General features: G+C 59.9%; 17 protein-coding genes and 1 pseudogene. 10 read left to right on the top strand and 8 right to left on the bottom strand.

Translation table 11 applies throughout. From position 1 onward, the window contains the following. Positions 1-109: 109 nt before the first annotated feature. Positions 110-286 (top strand): annotated as a pseudogene (locus DJ029_RS22190) (IS6 family transposase); the annotation flags it as partial. 9 nt (positions 287-295) lie between these two features. Here the strand turns inward: DJ029_RS22190 and DJ029_RS22615 are convergent. The 6 genes from DJ029_RS22615 to DJ029_RS17345 form a co-directional block, all read right to left on the bottom strand. Beyond that, a complete protein-coding gene (locus DJ029_RS22615; protein WP_440589755.1) occupies positions 296-433 on the bottom strand; it encodes a heavy metal-binding domain-containing protein in 138 nt (45 codons plus the stop codon). A 328-nt stretch (positions 434-761) separates the two neighbouring features. Continuing rightward, positions 762-2072 carry an APC family permease gene (locus DJ029_RS17365; RefSeq protein WP_112323752.1) on the bottom strand — a complete coding sequence of 437 codons (1311 nt, stop codon included), beginning with the start codon at positions 2070-2072 and terminating at the stop codon, positions 762-764. Beyond that, positions 2069-2743 carry a TVP38/TMEM64 family protein gene (locus tag DJ029_RS17360; RefSeq protein ID WP_112323751.1) on the bottom strand — a complete coding sequence of 225 codons (675 nt, stop codon included), beginning with the start codon at positions 2741-2743 and terminating at the stop codon, positions 2069-2071. The genes DJ029_RS17365 and DJ029_RS17360 overlap by 4 nt, the downstream gene beginning before the upstream one ends. 1 nt (position 2744) lies before the next feature. After that, positions 2745-3131 (bottom strand): DUF302 domain-containing protein, encoded by a 387-nt coding sequence (locus tag DJ029_RS17355; protein WP_112323750.1) that lies wholly within the window; start codon positions 3129-3131, stop codon positions 2745-2747. 244 nt (positions 3132-3375) lie between these two features. Further along, positions 3376-4929 carry a multicopper oxidase family protein gene (locus DJ029_RS17350; protein ID WP_112323749.1) on the bottom strand — a complete coding sequence of 518 codons (1554 nt, stop codon included), beginning with the start codon at positions 4927-4929 and terminating at the stop codon, positions 3376-3378. 73 nt (positions 4930-5002) lie between these two features. Further along, positions 5003-5389: a hypothetical protein gene (locus DJ029_RS17345; protein WP_232823123.1), complete on the bottom strand. Its 387-nt coding sequence runs from the start codon at positions 5387-5389 to the stop codon at positions 5003-5005. Between the two features lie 88 nt (positions 5390-5477). Here DJ029_RS17345 and DJ029_RS17340 point away from each other — a divergent pair, with 88 nt between their 5' ends. Further along, positions 5478-5897, top strand: a complete 420-nt coding sequence (locus DJ029_RS17340) for a c-type cytochrome (RefSeq protein ID WP_157966426.1) — start codon at positions 5478-5480, stop codon at positions 5895-5897. Positions 5898-6098: 201 nt separating this feature from the next. Here DJ029_RS17340 and DJ029_RS17335 read toward each other — a convergent pair whose 3' ends face one another. Together DJ029_RS17335 and DJ029_RS17330 are read right to left on the bottom strand one after the other, a co-directional pair. After that, positions 6099-7922 carry a gamma-glutamyltransferase family protein gene (locus DJ029_RS17335; protein WP_112323747.1) on the bottom strand — a complete coding sequence of 608 codons (1824 nt, stop codon included), beginning with the start codon at positions 7920-7922 and terminating at the stop codon, positions 6099-6101. Positions 7923-8012: 90 nt separating this feature from the next. Next, positions 8013-8930, bottom strand: coding sequence for a LysR substrate-binding domain-containing protein (locus DJ029_RS17330; protein WP_112323746.1), 918 nt, complete (start codon positions 8928-8930; stop codon positions 8013-8015). Between the two features lie 100 nt (positions 8931-9030). On the opposite strand from DJ029_RS17330, the gene DJ029_RS17325 reads away from it, so the two are divergent. From DJ029_RS17325 to DJ029_RS17290, 8 genes are all read left to right on the top strand, one after another. After that, a complete protein-coding gene (locus DJ029_RS17325; RefSeq protein WP_112323745.1) occupies positions 9031-10245 on the top strand; it encodes a M24 family metallopeptidase in 1215 nt (404 codons plus the stop codon). 20 nt (positions 10246-10265) lie between these two features. Then, a complete protein-coding gene (locus DJ029_RS17320; protein ID WP_112323744.1) occupies positions 10266-11234 on the top strand; it encodes a TRAP transporter substrate-binding protein in 969 nt (322 codons plus the stop codon). 63 nt (positions 11235-11297) lie between these two features. Beyond that, entirely contained in the window at positions 11298-11828 is a 531-nt protein-coding gene (locus DJ029_RS17315; protein ID WP_112323743.1) for a TRAP transporter small permease, read from the top strand. Positions 11829-11839: 11 nt separating this feature from the next. Next, a complete protein-coding gene (locus tag DJ029_RS17310; RefSeq protein WP_112323742.1) occupies positions 11840-13147 on the top strand; it encodes a TRAP transporter large permease in 1308 nt (435 codons plus the stop codon). 11 nt (positions 13148-13158) lie between these two features. After that, entirely contained in the window at positions 13159-13578 is a 420-nt protein-coding gene (locus DJ029_RS17305; protein ID WP_112323741.1) for an adenine nucleotide alpha hydrolase family protein, read from the top strand. Beyond that, complete coding sequence (locus tag DJ029_RS17300) at positions 13551-14318, top strand: maleate cis-trans isomerase family protein (RefSeq protein ID WP_157966425.1); 768 nt, start codon at positions 13551-13553, stop codon at positions 14316-14318. Before DJ029_RS17305 ends, DJ029_RS17300 begins: the two co-directional genes overlap by 28 nt. Before the next feature lie 22 nt (positions 14319-14340). After that, positions 14341-15165 carry a sulfite exporter TauE/SafE family protein gene (locus DJ029_RS17295; protein ID WP_112323739.1) on the top strand — a complete coding sequence of 275 codons (825 nt, stop codon included), beginning with the start codon at positions 14341-14343 and terminating at the stop codon, positions 15163-15165. A 15-nt stretch (positions 15166-15180) separates the two neighbouring features. Next, a complete protein-coding gene (locus DJ029_RS17290; RefSeq protein WP_308861152.1) occupies positions 15181-16245 on the top strand; it encodes an ornithine cyclodeaminase in 1065 nt (354 codons plus the stop codon). Positions 16246-16443: the final 198 nt, after the last annotated feature.

Below are 16443 nucleotides of genomic sequence, written 5' to 3'. Positions count from 1 at the left end.
CCGCCAGCCGTGGTCTATTGGCAGAGAAATGATATCAACCAACCCGATCAGCAGGTGCAACGAGTAGCTTAATTTACGCCAGATCCTGTCCAACGGATGGGGAGTAGCTCAACGAGAGCACGCCATGCAGCGCTTCCGCCGCATGCGGAGTTTACAGAAATTCGCTGCCGTTCATTCCTCCGTCAGCAAGCATTTCAACCAGGAACGCCACCTTTACTTTCGTGATAATTTCAAGCTCAACCGCGCCGCCGCTCTCGCTGGGTGGCGCGGTCTCGGCGCTGCATAACGGACAGTCTCACTGTCCTTGCAGAGACGAGTTCGCATTCGTCTGACAGCACCCCCCGCTGGGCTCATCCGACGGCACCATCGGCTCCAGCGCCATGCCACAGATCGGGCGGGAACCCGCCGCATCGCGGACAATCTCCGGATGCATCGGACAGGTGTACCGGACCTTGGCTGGAGCAGCCTCTTCTGTCCGGCGGCCCGGCCCGAAGCGTAGGACCACGGAGGATCCGCCTTGATCTTCGTTTGGCGCTTATCGGGGCAGAAATGGAAGGTCTCGCACTAAAACTTCGCCTGTCGCCCGTCCGGCTTGACTGCGACCGTCATCCCGCAGACCGGGTCCTTTGCCGTCTCTGTCCCAGCCGGGATGTCGGGTGTTGCGTGATGGTGATCGTGCTCCATGGTCTGCCAGCCTTTCGATGATTTTTGCTTGCCGCCTCCTAGGACTGGAAGCTCAAGCCCTTTTAGTGCAAACCCTTTTAGTGATGGTCGTGAGCGCCCTCCCCGACCGGATTGCGCGCCAGGAACAGCCGGACGAACAGGAACACCAGAGCCATGCCAAGAATGCCGACCACGACGATTAGCGGGTCGGACTGCCACTTCATCGCGGCGAAGGCGGCCAGTACCAAGGCGTCTAGGCCGATGGCCGTGAGCAACACCCAGCCTTGCGCGCCGATTTCCTCGCGCAGATGCCGGAACACGCCGAAGTGGATGATCATGTCCATCACCAGATAGAAGAAAGCCCCAAGCGAGGCGATGCGGCTGAGGTCGAAGAATACCGTCAGGAAACCCGCGATCACAACGGTGTAGACGAGCGTGTGGTCCTTGATCGTGCCCGGCATCCCGAAATGGCTGTGCGGGATCATTTTCATGTCGGTCAGCATTGCCAGCATCCGCGAGACCGCAAACACGCTGGCGATCAGACCCGACGCGGTGGCCACCAGCGCCAGCGCCACCGTCAAGTAGAACCCGGTCCGCCCAAGCGCGGGCTCGGCGGCCTCGGCCAGCGCGTAGTCCTTTGCTGCCACGATTCGGTCGAGCGGCAGGCTGGAGCCGACCGCGAAGGCCACCAGCAGATAGACGACGACGCAGATGGCGATCGACCAGATGATAGCCCGGCCCACATTGCGGTGCGGGTGGGTGACCTCTGCGCCACTGTTGGTGATGGTCGTGAAGCCCTTGAAGGCCAGGATCGACAGCGCAACCGACGCCACGAAGCCGGTGGCGCCCATGTCTCCGCCCGTCGCCTCGAACGAGATGCCGCTCGCCCAGAGACCGGCCGACCCGAACAGCGCGATGCCGCCCACCTTGAGAACGGCCATGACGATGGAGAACAGCCCGACCGACCGGTTGCCCGATACGTTCACGAGATAGGCGAATACGATCAGCCCGACGCCGAGAACGGGCACCAGCACGCTGTCCGGATCACCGCCGAACGCCCGCAGCGTGTAGGTGCCGAAGGTGCGCGCGACGAGGCTTTCGTTGATCACCATCGACAGCGCCATCAGAAGGGCAGCGCCCGCCGCGACCGTCGTCGGGCCGTAGGCCTTCTTCAGGATCATTCCTATGCCGCCCGCTGACGGATACGCGTTCGACATCTTTATGTAGGTGTAGGCGCTGAACGCGGTCACGATGGCACCCACTATGAACGAGAGCGGGAAGAGCGGCCCGGCGAGTTCGGCGATTTGGCCGGTCAAGGCGAAGATGCCCGCGCCGATCATCACGCCGGTTCCCATGGCCACAGCACCCGGGAGGGTAATGCTGTTCTTCTCGTAAGCGCTTGTCGTCATGGATTTTCCTTTTCAGGCTTTTGCCGCAGCGTGACCCAGAGCAGCGGCAACCCCGTCACAAGGCCGAGTCCGAGCACCGCCCATGTCGCGCGCCCGAGGTCTCCGCTGACCGCTTCACCGCCGAAATGGGCCAGTAGGAAGCTTGCGGGTATGATCCCCGCCAGTGTTGCCAACGCGAAACGCCAGGCGTGTAATCGGCTCAGCCCGGCGGCGTAGCTGACCATGTCGAAAGACACGAAGGGCATCAAGCGGCTGGCGAAAACCGTCGCGGTCAACGCGGCCTGCGACCCGAGCAACCCCGCATCCACGCGGTCCCCGAAAACCCGCCGCAGAGCATCATGCCCAAGAAGTCGCGCGAGACCGAAGGCGATCAGAGCCCCGAGCTCCGCGCCGATCACGACCTGCACGGTTCCCCAGGCATGCCCGTAGGCAGCTCCCGCCGCCAGCGCGATCGGCGCGCTCGGGATCGGGCTGGCCACGACCGCGAGGGTCATGAGCGTGACGATAACAACCGGCCCCCAGAGACCTGCGCGCGCCACCAGTTTTTCCAGACGCTCGGGCTCCAGAAGGTCGCGTGGCTCGGTGAACACCGAAGGCGCGAACTGCCAGACACCGAGCAATCCGATCCCGAGGATCGCGAGGCCCGCGAGAATTGTGGCGCGCAGGCTCATTTCAGATTGCCGCGACGGCCTTGGCCAGAAGGTCGCGCACTTCGCCCGCAACGGCCGTCAGCTCGGCGTTCTCGATCGCCTGCATCGAAGCCACTGGGTCGATAGCGCTGACTTCAACGCCGCCCCCCACCTCGCGCAGGATGACGTTGCGGGGCAGCATCGCACCCACGCGCGGTTCGATCCCGATGGCCTGATGCGCCATCTTCGGGTTGCAGGCGCCGAGGATGCGATAGGCTGGCATCTCGACATCCAGCTTCTTCTTCATCGTCGCCTTGACGTCGATCTCGGTCAGGACACCGAAACCATGGTCCGCCAGCGCCGTGCGCGCTCGCGCGTCGACGTCGTCGATCCCGCTGTCGGGGATCATGCGATTGATCGTGTAATCCATTGAGAAGTCCTTTCTCTCACTTTCGAAGATGTTTGATCAGTGCCGCTATGGCCAAAATCACCAGAACGAGGATCAGCAGGCCGAAGAGCCAGCCAAAACCCATTCCGAAGCCCATATCATTCCAGTTCATCATCTCATCCTCGTGATTTCCTCCCGTAGGGTGCGCCTATTGACCGGCCCTCACGACAATATGGGGCAGGACAGCTCAGGATCGGTGCCCATACGTTGGGGCGCCCTGTCCGGATCAGACTGATGCCGTAATCGCGAACTCGGTCATCATCCCCGAGGCAAGGTGCGGCATGTGATGACAATGCAGCATCCAGCGCGCGGCCTCGCCGGCGTCCAGGGCGACATCGACCATCGACATCGGCGGCACGTGAACCGTGTCACGCAGCGCACCGGCAATACGCCGTCCGTTCAGGCCGACGACCTGGAACACATGCCCGTGCAGATGCATCGGGTGGGCCATGATCGACATGTTGTGGAACGACAGCACGACCCGTTCGCCGCTGCGCGCGGCGACCGGCTGATGCTGGCCCCAGACGGCCCCGTTGATGGTCCAGACATAGGGCTGCATCGAGCCGCCCAGCATTAGCATATGGCTGCGGTCCACCTGTCGGTCCGGCAGGGCATCGCGGGCGATGAGGCGCAGCTCCTGCGCAAAATCGATGTCGAACGCCGGCGCTTCGGTCTCAGCCATGGCAACAAGGCGCCTTACATTTACGCGGGGCGTGGCGAGGATCAGGCCGGTGCGCTCCCGCGCGCCTTCGCGCAGGGCGAGGATCGGCCAGGCGCCACCTTCGTTCGGCAGGTCGATCTCGATGTCCAGCCGCTGGCCCATCGCCAGCCCGAACCGGTTGCCCGCGACAGGTTGGACGGCGTGGCCGTCTGCCGCAACCAGTCGCGCCTCGGCTCCGCCGGTGTCGATCCAGAACACCGTCGCCGCGGCGGCGTTGATGACCCGCAGCCGGATGCGCCCGCCACGCTCGACTTGCACCACCTCGGGGTCCGACAGGGTCCGGTCGTTGGCGAGATAGGCGTCCCAGTTGTAGTCGTTCAGGTCCATGGCCATGCCGCCCATCTGGCCGCCCATGCCCATCATCCCGCCCATTCCGGGCATGTTGCGCATCGGCATGCCGCCCGTGGCGCCGTTGCCCATTGCCCCGTGGTCCATGCCCTGCATCGCCCCCATGCCTCCCATGGTAGCGCCTTGATCGGGCACTGCACCGGCACCATGGCCTGCGCCGTGTCCGCCGCTATGGCCATCGCTGATCTCCGCCAGAACCTCCTCGGGGGCCTTGAAGGAGAATTCATGCAGGAACATCACGACCTCCTGCCGGTCGGCAGCCAGGTCCTCCTGCGAGCGCACGATCAGCGGCGCGGCGAGCAGCTGCATCTCCTGCGTCGGCACATGGCTGTGCATCCAGTGGGTGCCCGGCCGCGCGTCGAACTCATAGGATCGGGTCTCACCCGGCGCGAGAAGGGGCATCGGCATGTCCGGCACGCCGTCTTGCGCATTTGGCGGGATCTGGCCGTGCCAGTGGATGATGGTACCGACGTCGAGATCGTTGGTCAGGTCGACCCGGAGCCTTTGGCCGGGGTCGAGGATCAGTCCCTGACCTCCGGGGCCGGCAAGGCCAAAGACCGTTGCCGCGCGCCCGTCGATGTCGAGGGTCCGGGTCGCGGCGGCGAGGGTGATCGGCGCCACCCCTTGCGCGAAGGCAATGCGGGGCATGCGTGCCATGCCAAAGGCGGCAGCACCTGCGGCGAGAAAGCCGCGTCGTGAAAGCATGTTCATTGTTGTCTCCTCGGGACATCCCGTCCCATTCATAAAGGCCGATGGGGCGCCTCGTGCGTTCGCCCGGGCGCGATCAGAAGAGACGGTGCTTGGGAGGGCGTTCGTTCAGTCCCGGCGCGCGGCTGACATGGATTGCCTCGGACCGTTCATCATGTCTGGCGGTGCCGTAGGCGTGCCCGGCTTGCCCGCCTGCCGACGTCAGGAAGGACGAGATGCCTGCGCAGACGAACTCGCAGATCTCTGCATCGGCCGATCCACAGTGCTCTCCAGAGTCACAGCCGAGGTCCGCGATGACCGGAGCGTGCATCATGTCGGCGATATGTATCGTGTGATCCGCACCGGAATTCATGCTCATGTGCGCCGCATGCGCTGAGCTCACCGTGGTCACCACGGTGATCGCGAGGATGGCAAGCGTGGTGACGAGACGTGCGATCATGCTGGAGAGATAGGCATTGCTCACGAGAATGTCCATTGTCGCAGGCAACTCGCCGCTGGCACACCGTGGGCGCGGCCAAACGCCAATGATATTCTGCAGTGATCGGGTACAGATGTCGTGGAAAAAAACTCTCCGAGATACTGTGGGGATCGGTCTGGTCGTCGGAGGTGTGATCCTCGCGGTCCTTGTTGGCTGGCGTTATACCGGTACGGCAGCCACCGCCGTAGCGTCGGCTGACGTCATCGCCCAAGGGCGCCAGATCTATGCAGATCAGTGCGCCACCTGCCACGGCGCGGACCTAGAGGGTCAACCTGACTGGCGCACGCCGCTTGCATCCGGCCGATTGCCCGCACAACCGCACGACGAGAGCGGCCACAAATGGCACCATTCCGACGAGGTCCTGTGCCGGATCGGCAAGGAAGGCACCGCCGCCGTCGTCGGTGGCGGATACGAGAGCGACATGCCCGGCTTCGCAGAGGTGCTGAGCGATACGGAGATCCGTGCCGTTCTCGACTATATCATGAGCACATAGTCGGAGCGCGAGCGCAGCTATCAGTTGGAAGTCTCGCGCTCCGGATGGGGGGCCCCACGATACTGAGCAGCCCCAGTTGAGAGGTCCATGCTAGAGGTTAGTACATGATCGGCCGTTGGTCCATCGGAACGATGGCTTCAAGGGCCGGTGGGCGGTAGCTTAGGCGCGGACCACTTCAAAGGGGGAGGCACAGGCGGCAATCTATCTGCCGACCGCATAAACCTGTTGATCGCGAGGGCTCGCTGCCGCTCCAACAGTACCATTCCGATTTCGGAAACTTGCCGACAGGTAGCCGACCGACCAAGGACCATCCTCGTGAAGATCGTGACCGATATCCCGTAACTTCTGGAGCGAGGCGTCACTTACACGGCTTTCAATGGTCAGTTTCCCTGGAAACGCCTGGCGCGGGAAGAAGGAGTCAGGCCAATGGCTTGAGTAGAAGCTGGGTGCATCAATAGCTTCCTGCGGCGACATGCCTAGCACGAGGTGGCGCACCAGAAAGGCCAGCTGCCATTGGTCCTGCTTGTCGCCGCCTGGGGTGCCACAAGCCATGTAGCCGCGCCCGTCCCGCCCTTCGACAATTGTCGGAGTTAGCGTTGTACGCGGACGTTTTCCTGGTAGCAGGGCATCGGGGGCTGAAGGATCAAGGCGCATCATTTGCAGCCGTGTCCCAAGACAGAATCCCAGTTCGGGGATCACCGGTGACGATTCCATCCACCCGCCCGACGGCGTTGCAGCCACCATGTTGCCCCATCGGTCGGCCACGTTGATGTGGCAGGTGTCGCCTTCGATCATGGTTTTCACCTGCTCTTGCAGGTCTTCATGTTTGGCAACGGTGGGCTCACCGATCCCAAGCGCGGCCAGCGTATCGGCATCCAGACTGATGGAACACGCCGCTTGATAGTCCACCGGATGCCCGAACCCAGCAATCTTCCCCGGGCGCCAACTGTTTTCGGCTTTGGCCCCGACCAAGGGGGCGCGAGTACGCGCGTAGTCCCGGTCCAGCAGGGTCTCCAGCGGCACCTGAACGAAATCGGGATCACCGTAGTAAGTCTCGCGATCGGCATAAGTCAGTTTCATGACCTCGGTCAGCGTGTGGTAGAAACCAGTTTCGCTCCTCAGGCGATCGAACCCAAGCTCTTCTATCAGTCGCAAGCCCTGCAACAGAACTGGCCCCTGACTCCAAGGGCCGCATTTGTGCACCCGGTAGCCATTGAAATCGACCGAGACAGAGGCCTCGTAGCTTGCTGACCAACCTGCCAGATCTTCTGCGCGGAGCAGGCCGCGGTTCTTGCGACCGGTGACATCCGCGAATTCATTGGTTTCGCAAAACTCGACGATTTGCTGCGCGACAAAGCCCGTTTTCCAAGTTTCGCGTGCCGCGTCGATCTGCCCGATGCGGTCGCTACTCGCAGTTTGTGCCTCTTGCAAGGTGCGCCGCCAAGTTGCAGCCAAGGCGGGATTACACAACAAGGACCCGACGTCGGGCACGTCTCCATTAACCAAGTAGATATTGGCGTTCTCTGGCCATTCCGCCTTGAACCAGTCCCTCATGGCACCGATGGCCCTGGCCATGCGCGACACGACCGGAACTCCGTGTTCGGCGTAATCGATGGCCGGCTCCATGATGGTCTGCAGAGGAAGCGAGCCCTTGTCCCGGAGCAACAGCATCCAGGCATCGAACGCGCCGGGGATGGCTGAGGCCAAAAGTCCGGTGCCCGGAATCTGATCAACACCCAAATCGCGGAAAAATTCAATGGTCGCGCGTTTCGGTGCCGTAGCCTGACCGCAAATCACCTGAGTCTTGTTGGCTTCGGCCTCATAAAACATGATTGGGACCTCTCCAAGAGGACCATTCAGATGGGGTTCGGCCACTTGCAGTACGAAGCCTGCGGCAACCGCGCCGTCGAAGGCATTGCCGCCCAATTCCAGCATGCGCATGGCGGTTTGTGAGGCGAGCCAATGGGTTGACCCCGCCATACCGAAATGACCTGAAAGATCGGGGCGGGTCAGAAAGTTAGTCATCGGAGCCTCAGTGTTGCGGTGGTTTTCTCCGGCTAAGCCACAATCATCATCTCATCAAAGGCCAACATTTCATCGCAGTCTGAGGAAAAGCTATGTGCAAAGCGCCTCTGCAATTGTTTTCTGTGTTTGCGAGGCTTTGTCTTTCAGAAACTCGACAAGGTCCTGGGCAATCAACGGCAAAGCCCAATGTATCGGCACCATGATACAGACATCCATGAAGAGTTTCGGCTCAAAGGGTCGGAATGTTAGTCCATGATCGCTGGCATTCATTGCCGAGAGCGCGTCTACAAGGCCTACGCCAACTCCGTGGCGCACCAATTCACAAGCCACGTTGCTGGAAAGGGTCTCGATTGTCCGGGTGCCATGTGGTGATACCTCGTCCATGACCATTTCGATGTTTAGTCGCTCCTGATCAAAGTTGCGCAGGGAAACCATTTGCGTTTTGCGCATCTGACCTGCGCTTACGACTTCATGGTGAGCAAGTGGGTGATTGTCTGGCATAAGGCATACCACAGGCAACTTCATCAGTGGGATCAGCTTGAGACCGGCCACGGCATCGCGTGGCGTCAGACCGATTCCGACATGGACGCGCCGCGCGGCGACGGCACTCCATATCCAGGATGAGCTGCGCACTGGCAGTGAAAACGACACCTTGCGGTGATGCTGCATGAAATCGGCGAGATGCTCTGGAAGCCATTTTTGTGCCATCAGCGGCATGGCGGCCAAGGAAACCTCTCCATGTTGGCTATTACGCAGATCCGTTGCAAATTTTTCCAAAAAGCCCAGGCCGGTATAGACCCGTTCGACCTGATCGAAGAGCGCTTGTCCTTCAGCTGTTGGCAGCAGCTTGTTTCCGGTCCGTACGAACAGCTTCATGTCGAGGCCATATTCCAGCAATTTCAGATGCTTGGAGACAGAGGGTTGGGCGATATTCAGGTTTTCGGCGGCCCGGGTGATTGAGCCGCATTCCATGATCGCCTTGAAGACTTCAATTTGCCGGATGTTCATAGCGCATTCCTTTTTTTGGGACTATAGATAAGCTTTTGTATTTTTCGCTATGGAAAATTTCCGTCATGGATCTGGAAGCACAGCTTCAGGAGGATTTTGAATGTCGGTTCGTTCGGTAAATGAACTTTCAGAAAGCGAATTAAGGATTCTGGATGCCGAGCGTGAAATCTGGCCATCTGAGTTGAGCTTCCCTGAGCCGGTCTATGCCGAGCGGTTGGATTTGGTGCAGCAGGATTTGCTGGCGCGGGGCCTCTCCGGCGCGATTTTGTTCGACCCCGAAAACATGTTCTGGCTAGCTGGCTATCAGACCATCGGCTACTTCACGTTTCAGGCGATGTTCGTACCCACATCGGGGAAGCCTGTGCTCATTACCCGCGTGGTCAATCGTGACATGGCTTTGGCTCTGCCCACGATTGCCGATGCGGTCGCGATCTTCGACACGCAGGATCATGTGGAGGTGTTGGCGGGTTACCTTCTGGGGCGACAGTCCAAGGCGCGTCTGGGGCTGGAAATCACTAGCCGTTACCTGAACATCGGCGACTATAACCGCTTGAGTGAAAAGCTGGGCGGTCGTCTCACCCCCTGGACTGGGGTGATCGAAGAACAGCGGATGGTGAAATCCGAGGATGAGCTTGTCCGGATGCGCCGCGCCGCGCGCGCGGTCGAAGCAGGCATGGAAGAAGCGCTGAAAACAATCGCCGTCGGTAAGACCGACAATGACCTTGCCGCGGCGCTCTACCGTGGGTCGATTGCCGCAGGGAGCGAATATATCGGCCATCCGCCCATGGTCGTGTCCGGCCCGCGCAGTGAGCTGTGCTTTGCCCTTTGGAAGCGCAATACCATTGAAAAGGGCGATGTCGTGTTGCTTGAAGGGGCCGGATGCGTCGATCGTTACCACGCGATGATGTCGCGTTCGGCAGTCGTCGGACCGCCGAGTGATGAACACAAGGCCACTGCTGACGCGTTGATCGAAATCCTTGAGGCCGCGGTCGAAAATATCCGCCCCGGTGCGATTGCCGGCGAGGTTGATTTTGCTGTGCGCAGCCGGGTCGAGAAGCGCGGGCTGGGCAGATACTTCAAAAGTCGCACCGCCTATGGCATCGGTATCGGCTTCCCTCCCAACTGGGCGGAGGGACATATCTATTCGATCCGGCCACACGATCCGTTGGTGCTAAAGCCAAACATGACCTTCCATATTATCCCCACCATGTTCCGCAAGGGCTTCGGCATGGCTATCAGCGACAGTGTGCGGGTCACGGAAAATGGCTGTGAACTTCTTACCAACCATCCGCGCGATCTTCTGATCGTAAACTAAGACTTAAACGGGAGGACACCATGAAACGCTTTTTCCTTGGCATTGCCGCCGCATCCGCGCTGGGCTTCAATGCAGCTCAGGCCGAAACCTGGGACATGCCTGCAGCCTATGCGGCCGGTAATCATATCTCGAAATCCTATATCGCCTTTGCAGAGGATGTGACGGCAAATTCCGGTGGCGACCTTGAGATCATCGTACATCCGGCGGGCTCGCTTTATGCTGGGGCTGAGATTCTGCGCGCCGTGCGCTCGGGGCAGGTGCCGATCGGTGGGCGTTATATGGGGGCCCATGCCAAGGAGCATCCGATTTTCGGGCTGGACACCGTTCCTTTCCTTGCTACCGATATGGAGCAGGCATGGAAGCTTTACCAAGCCTCAAAGCCCGCCATCGAGGCGGCGCTCGAAGAGCGTGGTATGAAACTGCTCTATACGGCGCCTTGGCCCGCCCAGGGTCTGTTCTCCAAGACAGAAGTGAACAGTCTGGACGATATGAAGGGCGTCAAGTTTCGGGCCTATGACGCTTCGACATCTCGTCTGGCGGCGCTGATGGGCGCAGTGCCCACCAGCACTGAAGCATCGGAAATTAGCCAGGCTTTTTCCACCGGGGTGGCTGATTCCATGATCGGATCGGGGGCTATTGGCGTGTTCCAGAAGCTGTGGGACTATGTCGATTACTTCTACAAGGTGAACGCCTGGATCCCAAAAAGTGCAGTTGTCGTGAACAAAGCCGCCTTTGACGGGCTGAGCGAAGACACGCAGGCTGTCGTCATGCAAGCCGCTGCAAAGGCCGAGGCCGATGTTTGGGCTACCGTGGATGACATCGCCGAAGAGTATAACAACGTGCTTGCTGAAAACGGTATGAAAGTCCTGAAACCATCCGAGGCGTTGGCAAACGGCTTCGCAGACGTCGGCAAGACCATGGCAGACGAATGGGCCGAAGAGGCTGGTGATGCTGGCGCGGTCGTAATTGAAGCCTATCGCGCCAATTAAACCCGGTTTCCCGCCGGCGGGCACATCATTTTGGCCCGTCGGCAAACCAGACAGGACTCGGACATGCGACAAGCACTCCTCTTTTTGGATGCAGCACTCAACAGGCTCTATCGCATTTGCGGGATGCTGGCAGCCTGTTTCATCGTCGCCATCGTCGGCGTTGTCATGGTCAGAATCCTATCTCGCCTGATGGGGTTTTATGTACCGGGGCTGGCGGAATATGCCGGCTACTGCCTTGCCATCGCAGGAGCGCTGGGGCTGGCCTATACCTTTGGTGAGCACGGCCATATCCGGGTCGAGATGCTGATTGAAAAGCTGCGCGGCAAGACGCGGTTTCGATCAGAGGTCTTCGTGCTGGCGTTTGCTGCAGCAATTTCCAGCTATGTGGCGTGGTACACCATCAGGCTCGCTCATGTCTCATGGCTTTACGAAGATCACTCGTCGAAATCGGACGAGATCCTGCTGGTCGTCCCGCAAGCGCCCTTTGCCCTTGGTTTCACCCTTTTTACCATCTGCCTTGTCCACACGCTGGTGCGCGTACTGCTAACCGGTGAGCTGGCCGGGCTCTCGCGCAAATCAGACGGCGCACAGTAAGGACCTGACCTATGTTTGAGATTGTACTTACCGCCGTCTTGATCCTGTCGCTGCTGGTATTTCTTGGTGCTGGTTTGTGGATTGGTCTTTCGCTTCTGGGCGTCGGCTTGCTTGCCATGGCAGGGTTCACGACGCGTCCCGTGGGTGACGCCATGGCCACAGCCATCTGGGCCCACACCTCACTTTGGGGATTGGCGTCGCTTCCGGTCTTCATCTGGATGGGCGAGATCCTGTACCGCACGAAGTTGTCCGCCAGCCTGTTCAACGGGTTGTCTCCGCTGATGCGGCGCTGGCCCGGCGGCCTATTGCATGTCAACATCATGGGCTGTGCCACCTTCGCGGCGATCTCCGGATCCTCGGCGGCGACCCTCGCGACCATTGGCAAGATCACAGTGCCCGAACTGCGTCGGCGTAAGTACCCGGACAACATGGCCTATGGTACCCTGGCTGGCGCCGGCACTCTTGGACTGCTGATCCCGCCGTCGATCACCATGATCGTCTACGGCGTGACCGTTCAGGAAAGCATTGGGCGGTTGTTCATCGCGGGTATCCTCCCCGGGCTGATGCTGGCCGGGCTGTTCATCGGCTATATCATGCTCTGGGGTATGTTCTCGAAAGAGGGGCGCAAGCACCGCGAAGAAGCCGCAACCTGGAGTGAAAAACTGCGCGGGTTGGCGGAACTGACGCCGGTTGTGGGCTTGATCGTGGCGGTGATCGGCTCGATCTATAGCGGCATAGCCTCACCGACTGAGGCCGCTGTGCTAGGGGTTGTCGGGGCGCTGGTGCTGTCAGCGATTCAGGGTTCGCTGGATTGGGAAGCCTTCCGAGAAAGCCTGATGGGCGCCACGAAGACCACATCGATGATCATGCTGCTTTTGGCTGGATCAGCCTTCCTGACATTGGCCATGGGCTTCACAGGCCTACCACGAGCATTGGCCGACTGGATCGGCGGCATGAACCTTTCGCCCTGGATGCTGATCGCCGCCTTGACCTTGTTCTACATCATACTCGGCATGTTCCTCGACGGGATTTCGTCGATCGTGCTTACCATGGCGGTGATCGCCCCCTTGGTACGAGACGCAGGCATCGACATGATCTGGTTCGGCATCTTCGTGGTTCTGGTGGGCGAGATGGCGATGATCACCCCACCCGTGGGCTTCAATCTGTTCCTTGTGCAGAGCATGACGGGCCGTGATATCGGCTTCATCGCCCGCTCTGCCGTGCCGATGTTTCTTCTGATGGTCCTCGGTGTCGTGCTTCTCACCGCCTTTCCGCAAATTGCTCTCTGGCTTCCCGAAGTCATGGCCAACCGGAACTGAGGACCTGACCCATGTACAAATCCGTTCTCCTGCCGCTTGACCTTCATGACACTGAGGATTGCATGCGCATCGCCGACACGGCCCCAGAGCTGCTCGCTGACCAAATCCGTACCGGTGATTTGTTGAACTTGCTGCCGCAGGATGAGGGGGCGGGCTGGGCCAAGCGGTCTGTTCCCGAAGCGGGTGTCGATGATCTGCGTAAAGAAGTGGGGGCGGTTTTGGCATCCATCGCAAAACAGTTGCACGCTGTGGGCCTGCGGACCTCCGCATTGGTGGCCAGTGTTGAGACCTTGGCGACCGCTGTGGCGCGGCAAGCAGACCTGATCATGACTGGAGCCGGAAGCGCCGAATTGGAGGCCTTTCTGCCGGGCCCCAGCGCTGATCGCAACGTGGGGTGTGCCCAGTGTTCGATGCTCGTGGTGCGGTCGTGAGCTTTGTCCCAAAATTTGACAACGGTCCCCATTCGCGCGCCCAGATTGGGTTTCTGGCCGTAGCCAATGCAGACCTGGTCGAACGAGACATGTTCATGATGCGCCCGGAAGGCGTAGGAGTGCATTTCTCTCGTGTGCCGATGGGCACAACCTGCTCGGTTGAAAACCTTGCTTCGATGGAGGGCGAGCTGCACGCTGCGCTTGCCACCTTGATGCCCGCTCGCGAAGACACCCATGTCATCACGTTCAATTGCACCTCGGCCAGCTTCGTGATTGGCGACACCAAAATTCGCGACATTATCCAGACGGCACGCCCACGTGTGAAGGCGACGACCATGGTGACGAGTGTTGTCTCGGCACTGCTGGCCCTTGATGCGCGCCGGGTGGCCATGGGCACCGCCTATACCGATGACATCAACCGGATGGAGCAGGATTTCCTGCAGGATCACGGTTTTGACTGCGTGTCCGCTGAAGGGTTGGGGCTGTTGACCGACGCCGAGATGAACCGCGTTACACCCGAGAGTCTGCTGGACTTCGCCGCATATGTGGATCGGCCCGACGCTGAGGCCGTGTTCCTCAGCTGCGGCGCTTTGCGCTCAGTCGAAATTCTGGAAGCTGCGGAAGCCCGGCTCGGCAAGCCAGTGATTTGCTCCAACCAAGCCAGCATGTGGGAATGCCTGCGCCTTGCAGGTGTCGATGACCGTATCCCAGGTTTCGGCTGCCTGCTTACTTCTGTCTAAGCGGCCCAGCGAATTACATGACATGGAAAATCCGACAACCCTTCTTCCTCTATTGTTCTTCCTGTTGGCAACCGGTGCCCTTGCGGGCGTCATGGCTGGGCTGCTGGGTGTCGGCGGTGGCATCGTGCTGGTGCCCGCCTACTTCTACCTGTTCTCAAGCCTCGGATATGCCGGTGGTCAGGTGATGCAGCTGTGCTTGGGTACGTCGCTGGCCACCATTGTCGTGACGTCCATCCGGTCACTACATGCCCACAACCGCAAGGGCGCGGTGGATTGGAGTGTTCTCAAGAGCTGGAGTATCGGCATCGCCATCGGCGCGATCATCGGTGGCTTCACTGCCACCGCCCTCAGTTCGAATGTGTTGCAGGCCGTGTTCGGCGTGCTGGGTGTGGTTGTCGGCTGGTATATCGGCTTTGGCAAACAGAACTGGCAGATCGCCGAGGCACTACCGAGGGGTATCAAGCGGGCTTTCATATCGCCAATCTTGGGCTTCCTTTCCGTGTTGATGGGTATCGGCGGCGGTAGCCTCGGCGTCCCCCTGATGAGCTTACACGGTGTCGCCATTCACCGTGCTGTGGCCACGGCTGCCGGGTTTGGGTTGGCCATTTCGCTTCCGGCACTTCCCGGCTTCCTGAGTGTCTACATTCTCGCCGAAGTGCGTCCGCCGCTGACCATTGGCGCAATAAACCTGCCGGCTTTCGCCATTACCATCGCCATGACACTGATCACCGCGCCCTACGGCGCAAGACTAGCCCATACGATGGATGCCAAACCTCTGAAACGCGTCTTTGCCGTGTTCTTGACGCTGGTCGCCCTGAACATGCTGCGCAAAGCCTTTGTATTTTGACACCGAAAGCAACAGATGAACATGCACCCGAAAAAGCCCACTCCTTCGCATCTTGCCTACCTTCCCTTTGTTAGCGTCGAGAACATGATGAAACTTGTCCACCACGTGGGCATTGAAGAAATGCTGCGTGACCTTGCTGGTTTCATTGAGGACGACTTCCGCAAATGGCCTCAATTCGATAAGACCCCGCGCGTCGCATCGCATTCCGACGTGGGCGTGATCGAGCTGATGCCAACGTCGGACGGTGAAATGTATGGCTTCAAATACGTCAATGGTCACCCCAAGAACACACGCGAAGGGTTACAGACAGTCACCGCCTTTGGCCTGCTCGCAGATGTAAATACGGGTTACCCCGTCTTGCTGTCCGAGATGACTGTTCTTACCGCCCTGCGCACCGCCGCGACCTCGGCGATGGTGGCTAAACATTTGGCCCCAAGGGGAGCACGCACCATGGCGATGATCGGTAATGGCGCGCAGTCAGAGTTCCAGGCAATTGCAATGCGAGCCGTTTGCGGAGTGGACATTCTTCAACTCTATGATGTCGACGACACGGCCACCGCCAAGCTGGTCCGAAACCTCTCGGATCAGGGGTTCAGCCTGAAAGCCTGCGCCACGCCCGAAGAGGCTATAGAAGGCGCGCAGATCATCACCACCTGCACCGCTGACAAACAATACGCTACGATCCTCTCTGACAACATGGTCGGCGCGGGTGTCCATATCAACGCCATAGGCGGTGATTGCCCCGGCAAGACGGAATTGCACAAGGACATCCTGCTGCGCTCCGATGTCTTCGTCGAATACCCTCCGCAGACACGTGTCGAAGGTGATATTCAACAGATGCCGGGTGACTTCCCCGTCACCGAGATGTGGGAAGTGATCACTGGCGCGAAAGCTGGCCGAACAGACGAACGGCAGATCACCCTTTTCGACGGTGTTGGCTTTGCAATCGAAGACTTCTCGGCCTTGCGCTACCTACGCTCGAAACTCGAGGGAACCGGGCTGTTTGACCAGCTTGACATGATCGCGGATCCCGATGACCCGCGTGACCTGTTCGGCATGCTTCAACGCGCTAAGCCCTAAGGCTGCGAACGCCTGGAATTCTTGTCGCCGTCGTTAGCCATTTTGGAGAACTCCCATGGCCAAACAAGGTTTTTGGAAAAGCATCGAGTGTGTCATCGAGTCGGCGCAAGCCGGTTTCGGGCCAGATGTATATCGAGGGGCTGTCAATGGTGGTGCTGATCAGCCGCGTCTGAACGGTCCAGTTTGAGTGTTGGTGGA

The organism is Oceanibium sediminis, from assembly GCF_003265325.1.
GTDB lineage: Bacteria > Pseudomonadota > Alphaproteobacteria > Rhodobacterales > Rhodobacteraceae > Halovulum > Halovulum sediminis.
Note: the sequence above shows the minus strand (reverse complement) of the source record. Positions and strands in the feature narration are given on the sequence as shown.

Bases quoted from the DNA above. Each gene is read 5' to 3' on its own strand.
- DJ029_RS22615 (WP_440589755.1), bottom strand. From the start codon at position 433: ATGCATCCGGAGATTGTCCGCGATGCGGCGGGTTCCCGCCCGATCTGT.
- DJ029_RS17365 (WP_112323752.1), bottom strand. From the start codon at position 2,072: ATGACGACAAGCGCTTACGAGAAGAACAGCATTACCCTCCCGGGTGCT.
- DJ029_RS17360 (WP_112323751.1), bottom strand. From the start codon at position 2,743: ATGAGCCTGCGCGCCACAATTCTCGCGGGCCTCGCGATCCTCGGGATC.
- DJ029_RS17355 (WP_112323750.1), bottom strand. From the start codon at position 3,131: ATGGATTACACGATCAATCGCATGATCCCCGACAGCGGGATCGACGAC.
- DJ029_RS17350 (WP_112323749.1), bottom strand. From the start codon at position 4,929: ATGAACATGCTTTCACGACGCGGCTTTCTCGCCGCAGGTGCTGCCGCC.
- DJ029_RS17340 (WP_157966426.1), top strand. From the start codon at position 5,478: ATGTCGTGGAAAAAAACTCTCCGAGATACTGTGGGGATCGGTCTGGTC.
- DJ029_RS17335 (WP_112323747.1), bottom strand. From the start codon at position 7,922: ATGACTAACTTTCTGACCCGCCCCGATCTTTCAGGTCATTTCGGTATG.
- DJ029_RS17330 (WP_112323746.1), bottom strand. From the start codon at position 8,930: ATGAACATCCGGCAAATTGAAGTCTTCAAGGCGATCATGGAATGCGGC.
- DJ029_RS17325 (WP_112323745.1), top strand. From the start codon at position 9,031: ATGTCGGTTCGTTCGGTAAATGAACTTTCAGAAAGCGAATTAAGGATT.
- DJ029_RS17320 (WP_112323744.1), top strand. From the start codon at position 10,266: ATGAAACGCTTTTTCCTTGGCATTGCCGCCGCATCCGCGCTGGGCTTC.
- DJ029_RS17315 (WP_112323743.1), top strand. From the start codon at position 11,298: ATGCGACAAGCACTCCTCTTTTTGGATGCAGCACTCAACAGGCTCTAT.
- DJ029_RS17310 (WP_112323742.1), top strand. From the start codon at position 11,840: ATGTTTGAGATTGTACTTACCGCCGTCTTGATCCTGTCGCTGCTGGTA.
- DJ029_RS17305 (WP_112323741.1), top strand. From the start codon at position 13,159: ATGTACAAATCCGTTCTCCTGCCGCTTGACCTTCATGACACTGAGGAT.
- DJ029_RS17295 (WP_112323739.1), top strand. From the start codon at position 14,341: ATGGAAAATCCGACAACCCTTCTTCCTCTATTGTTCTTCCTGTTGGCA.
- DJ029_RS17290 (WP_308861152.1), top strand. From the start codon at position 15,181: ATGAACATGCACCCGAAAAAGCCCACTCCTTCGCATCTTGCCTACCTT.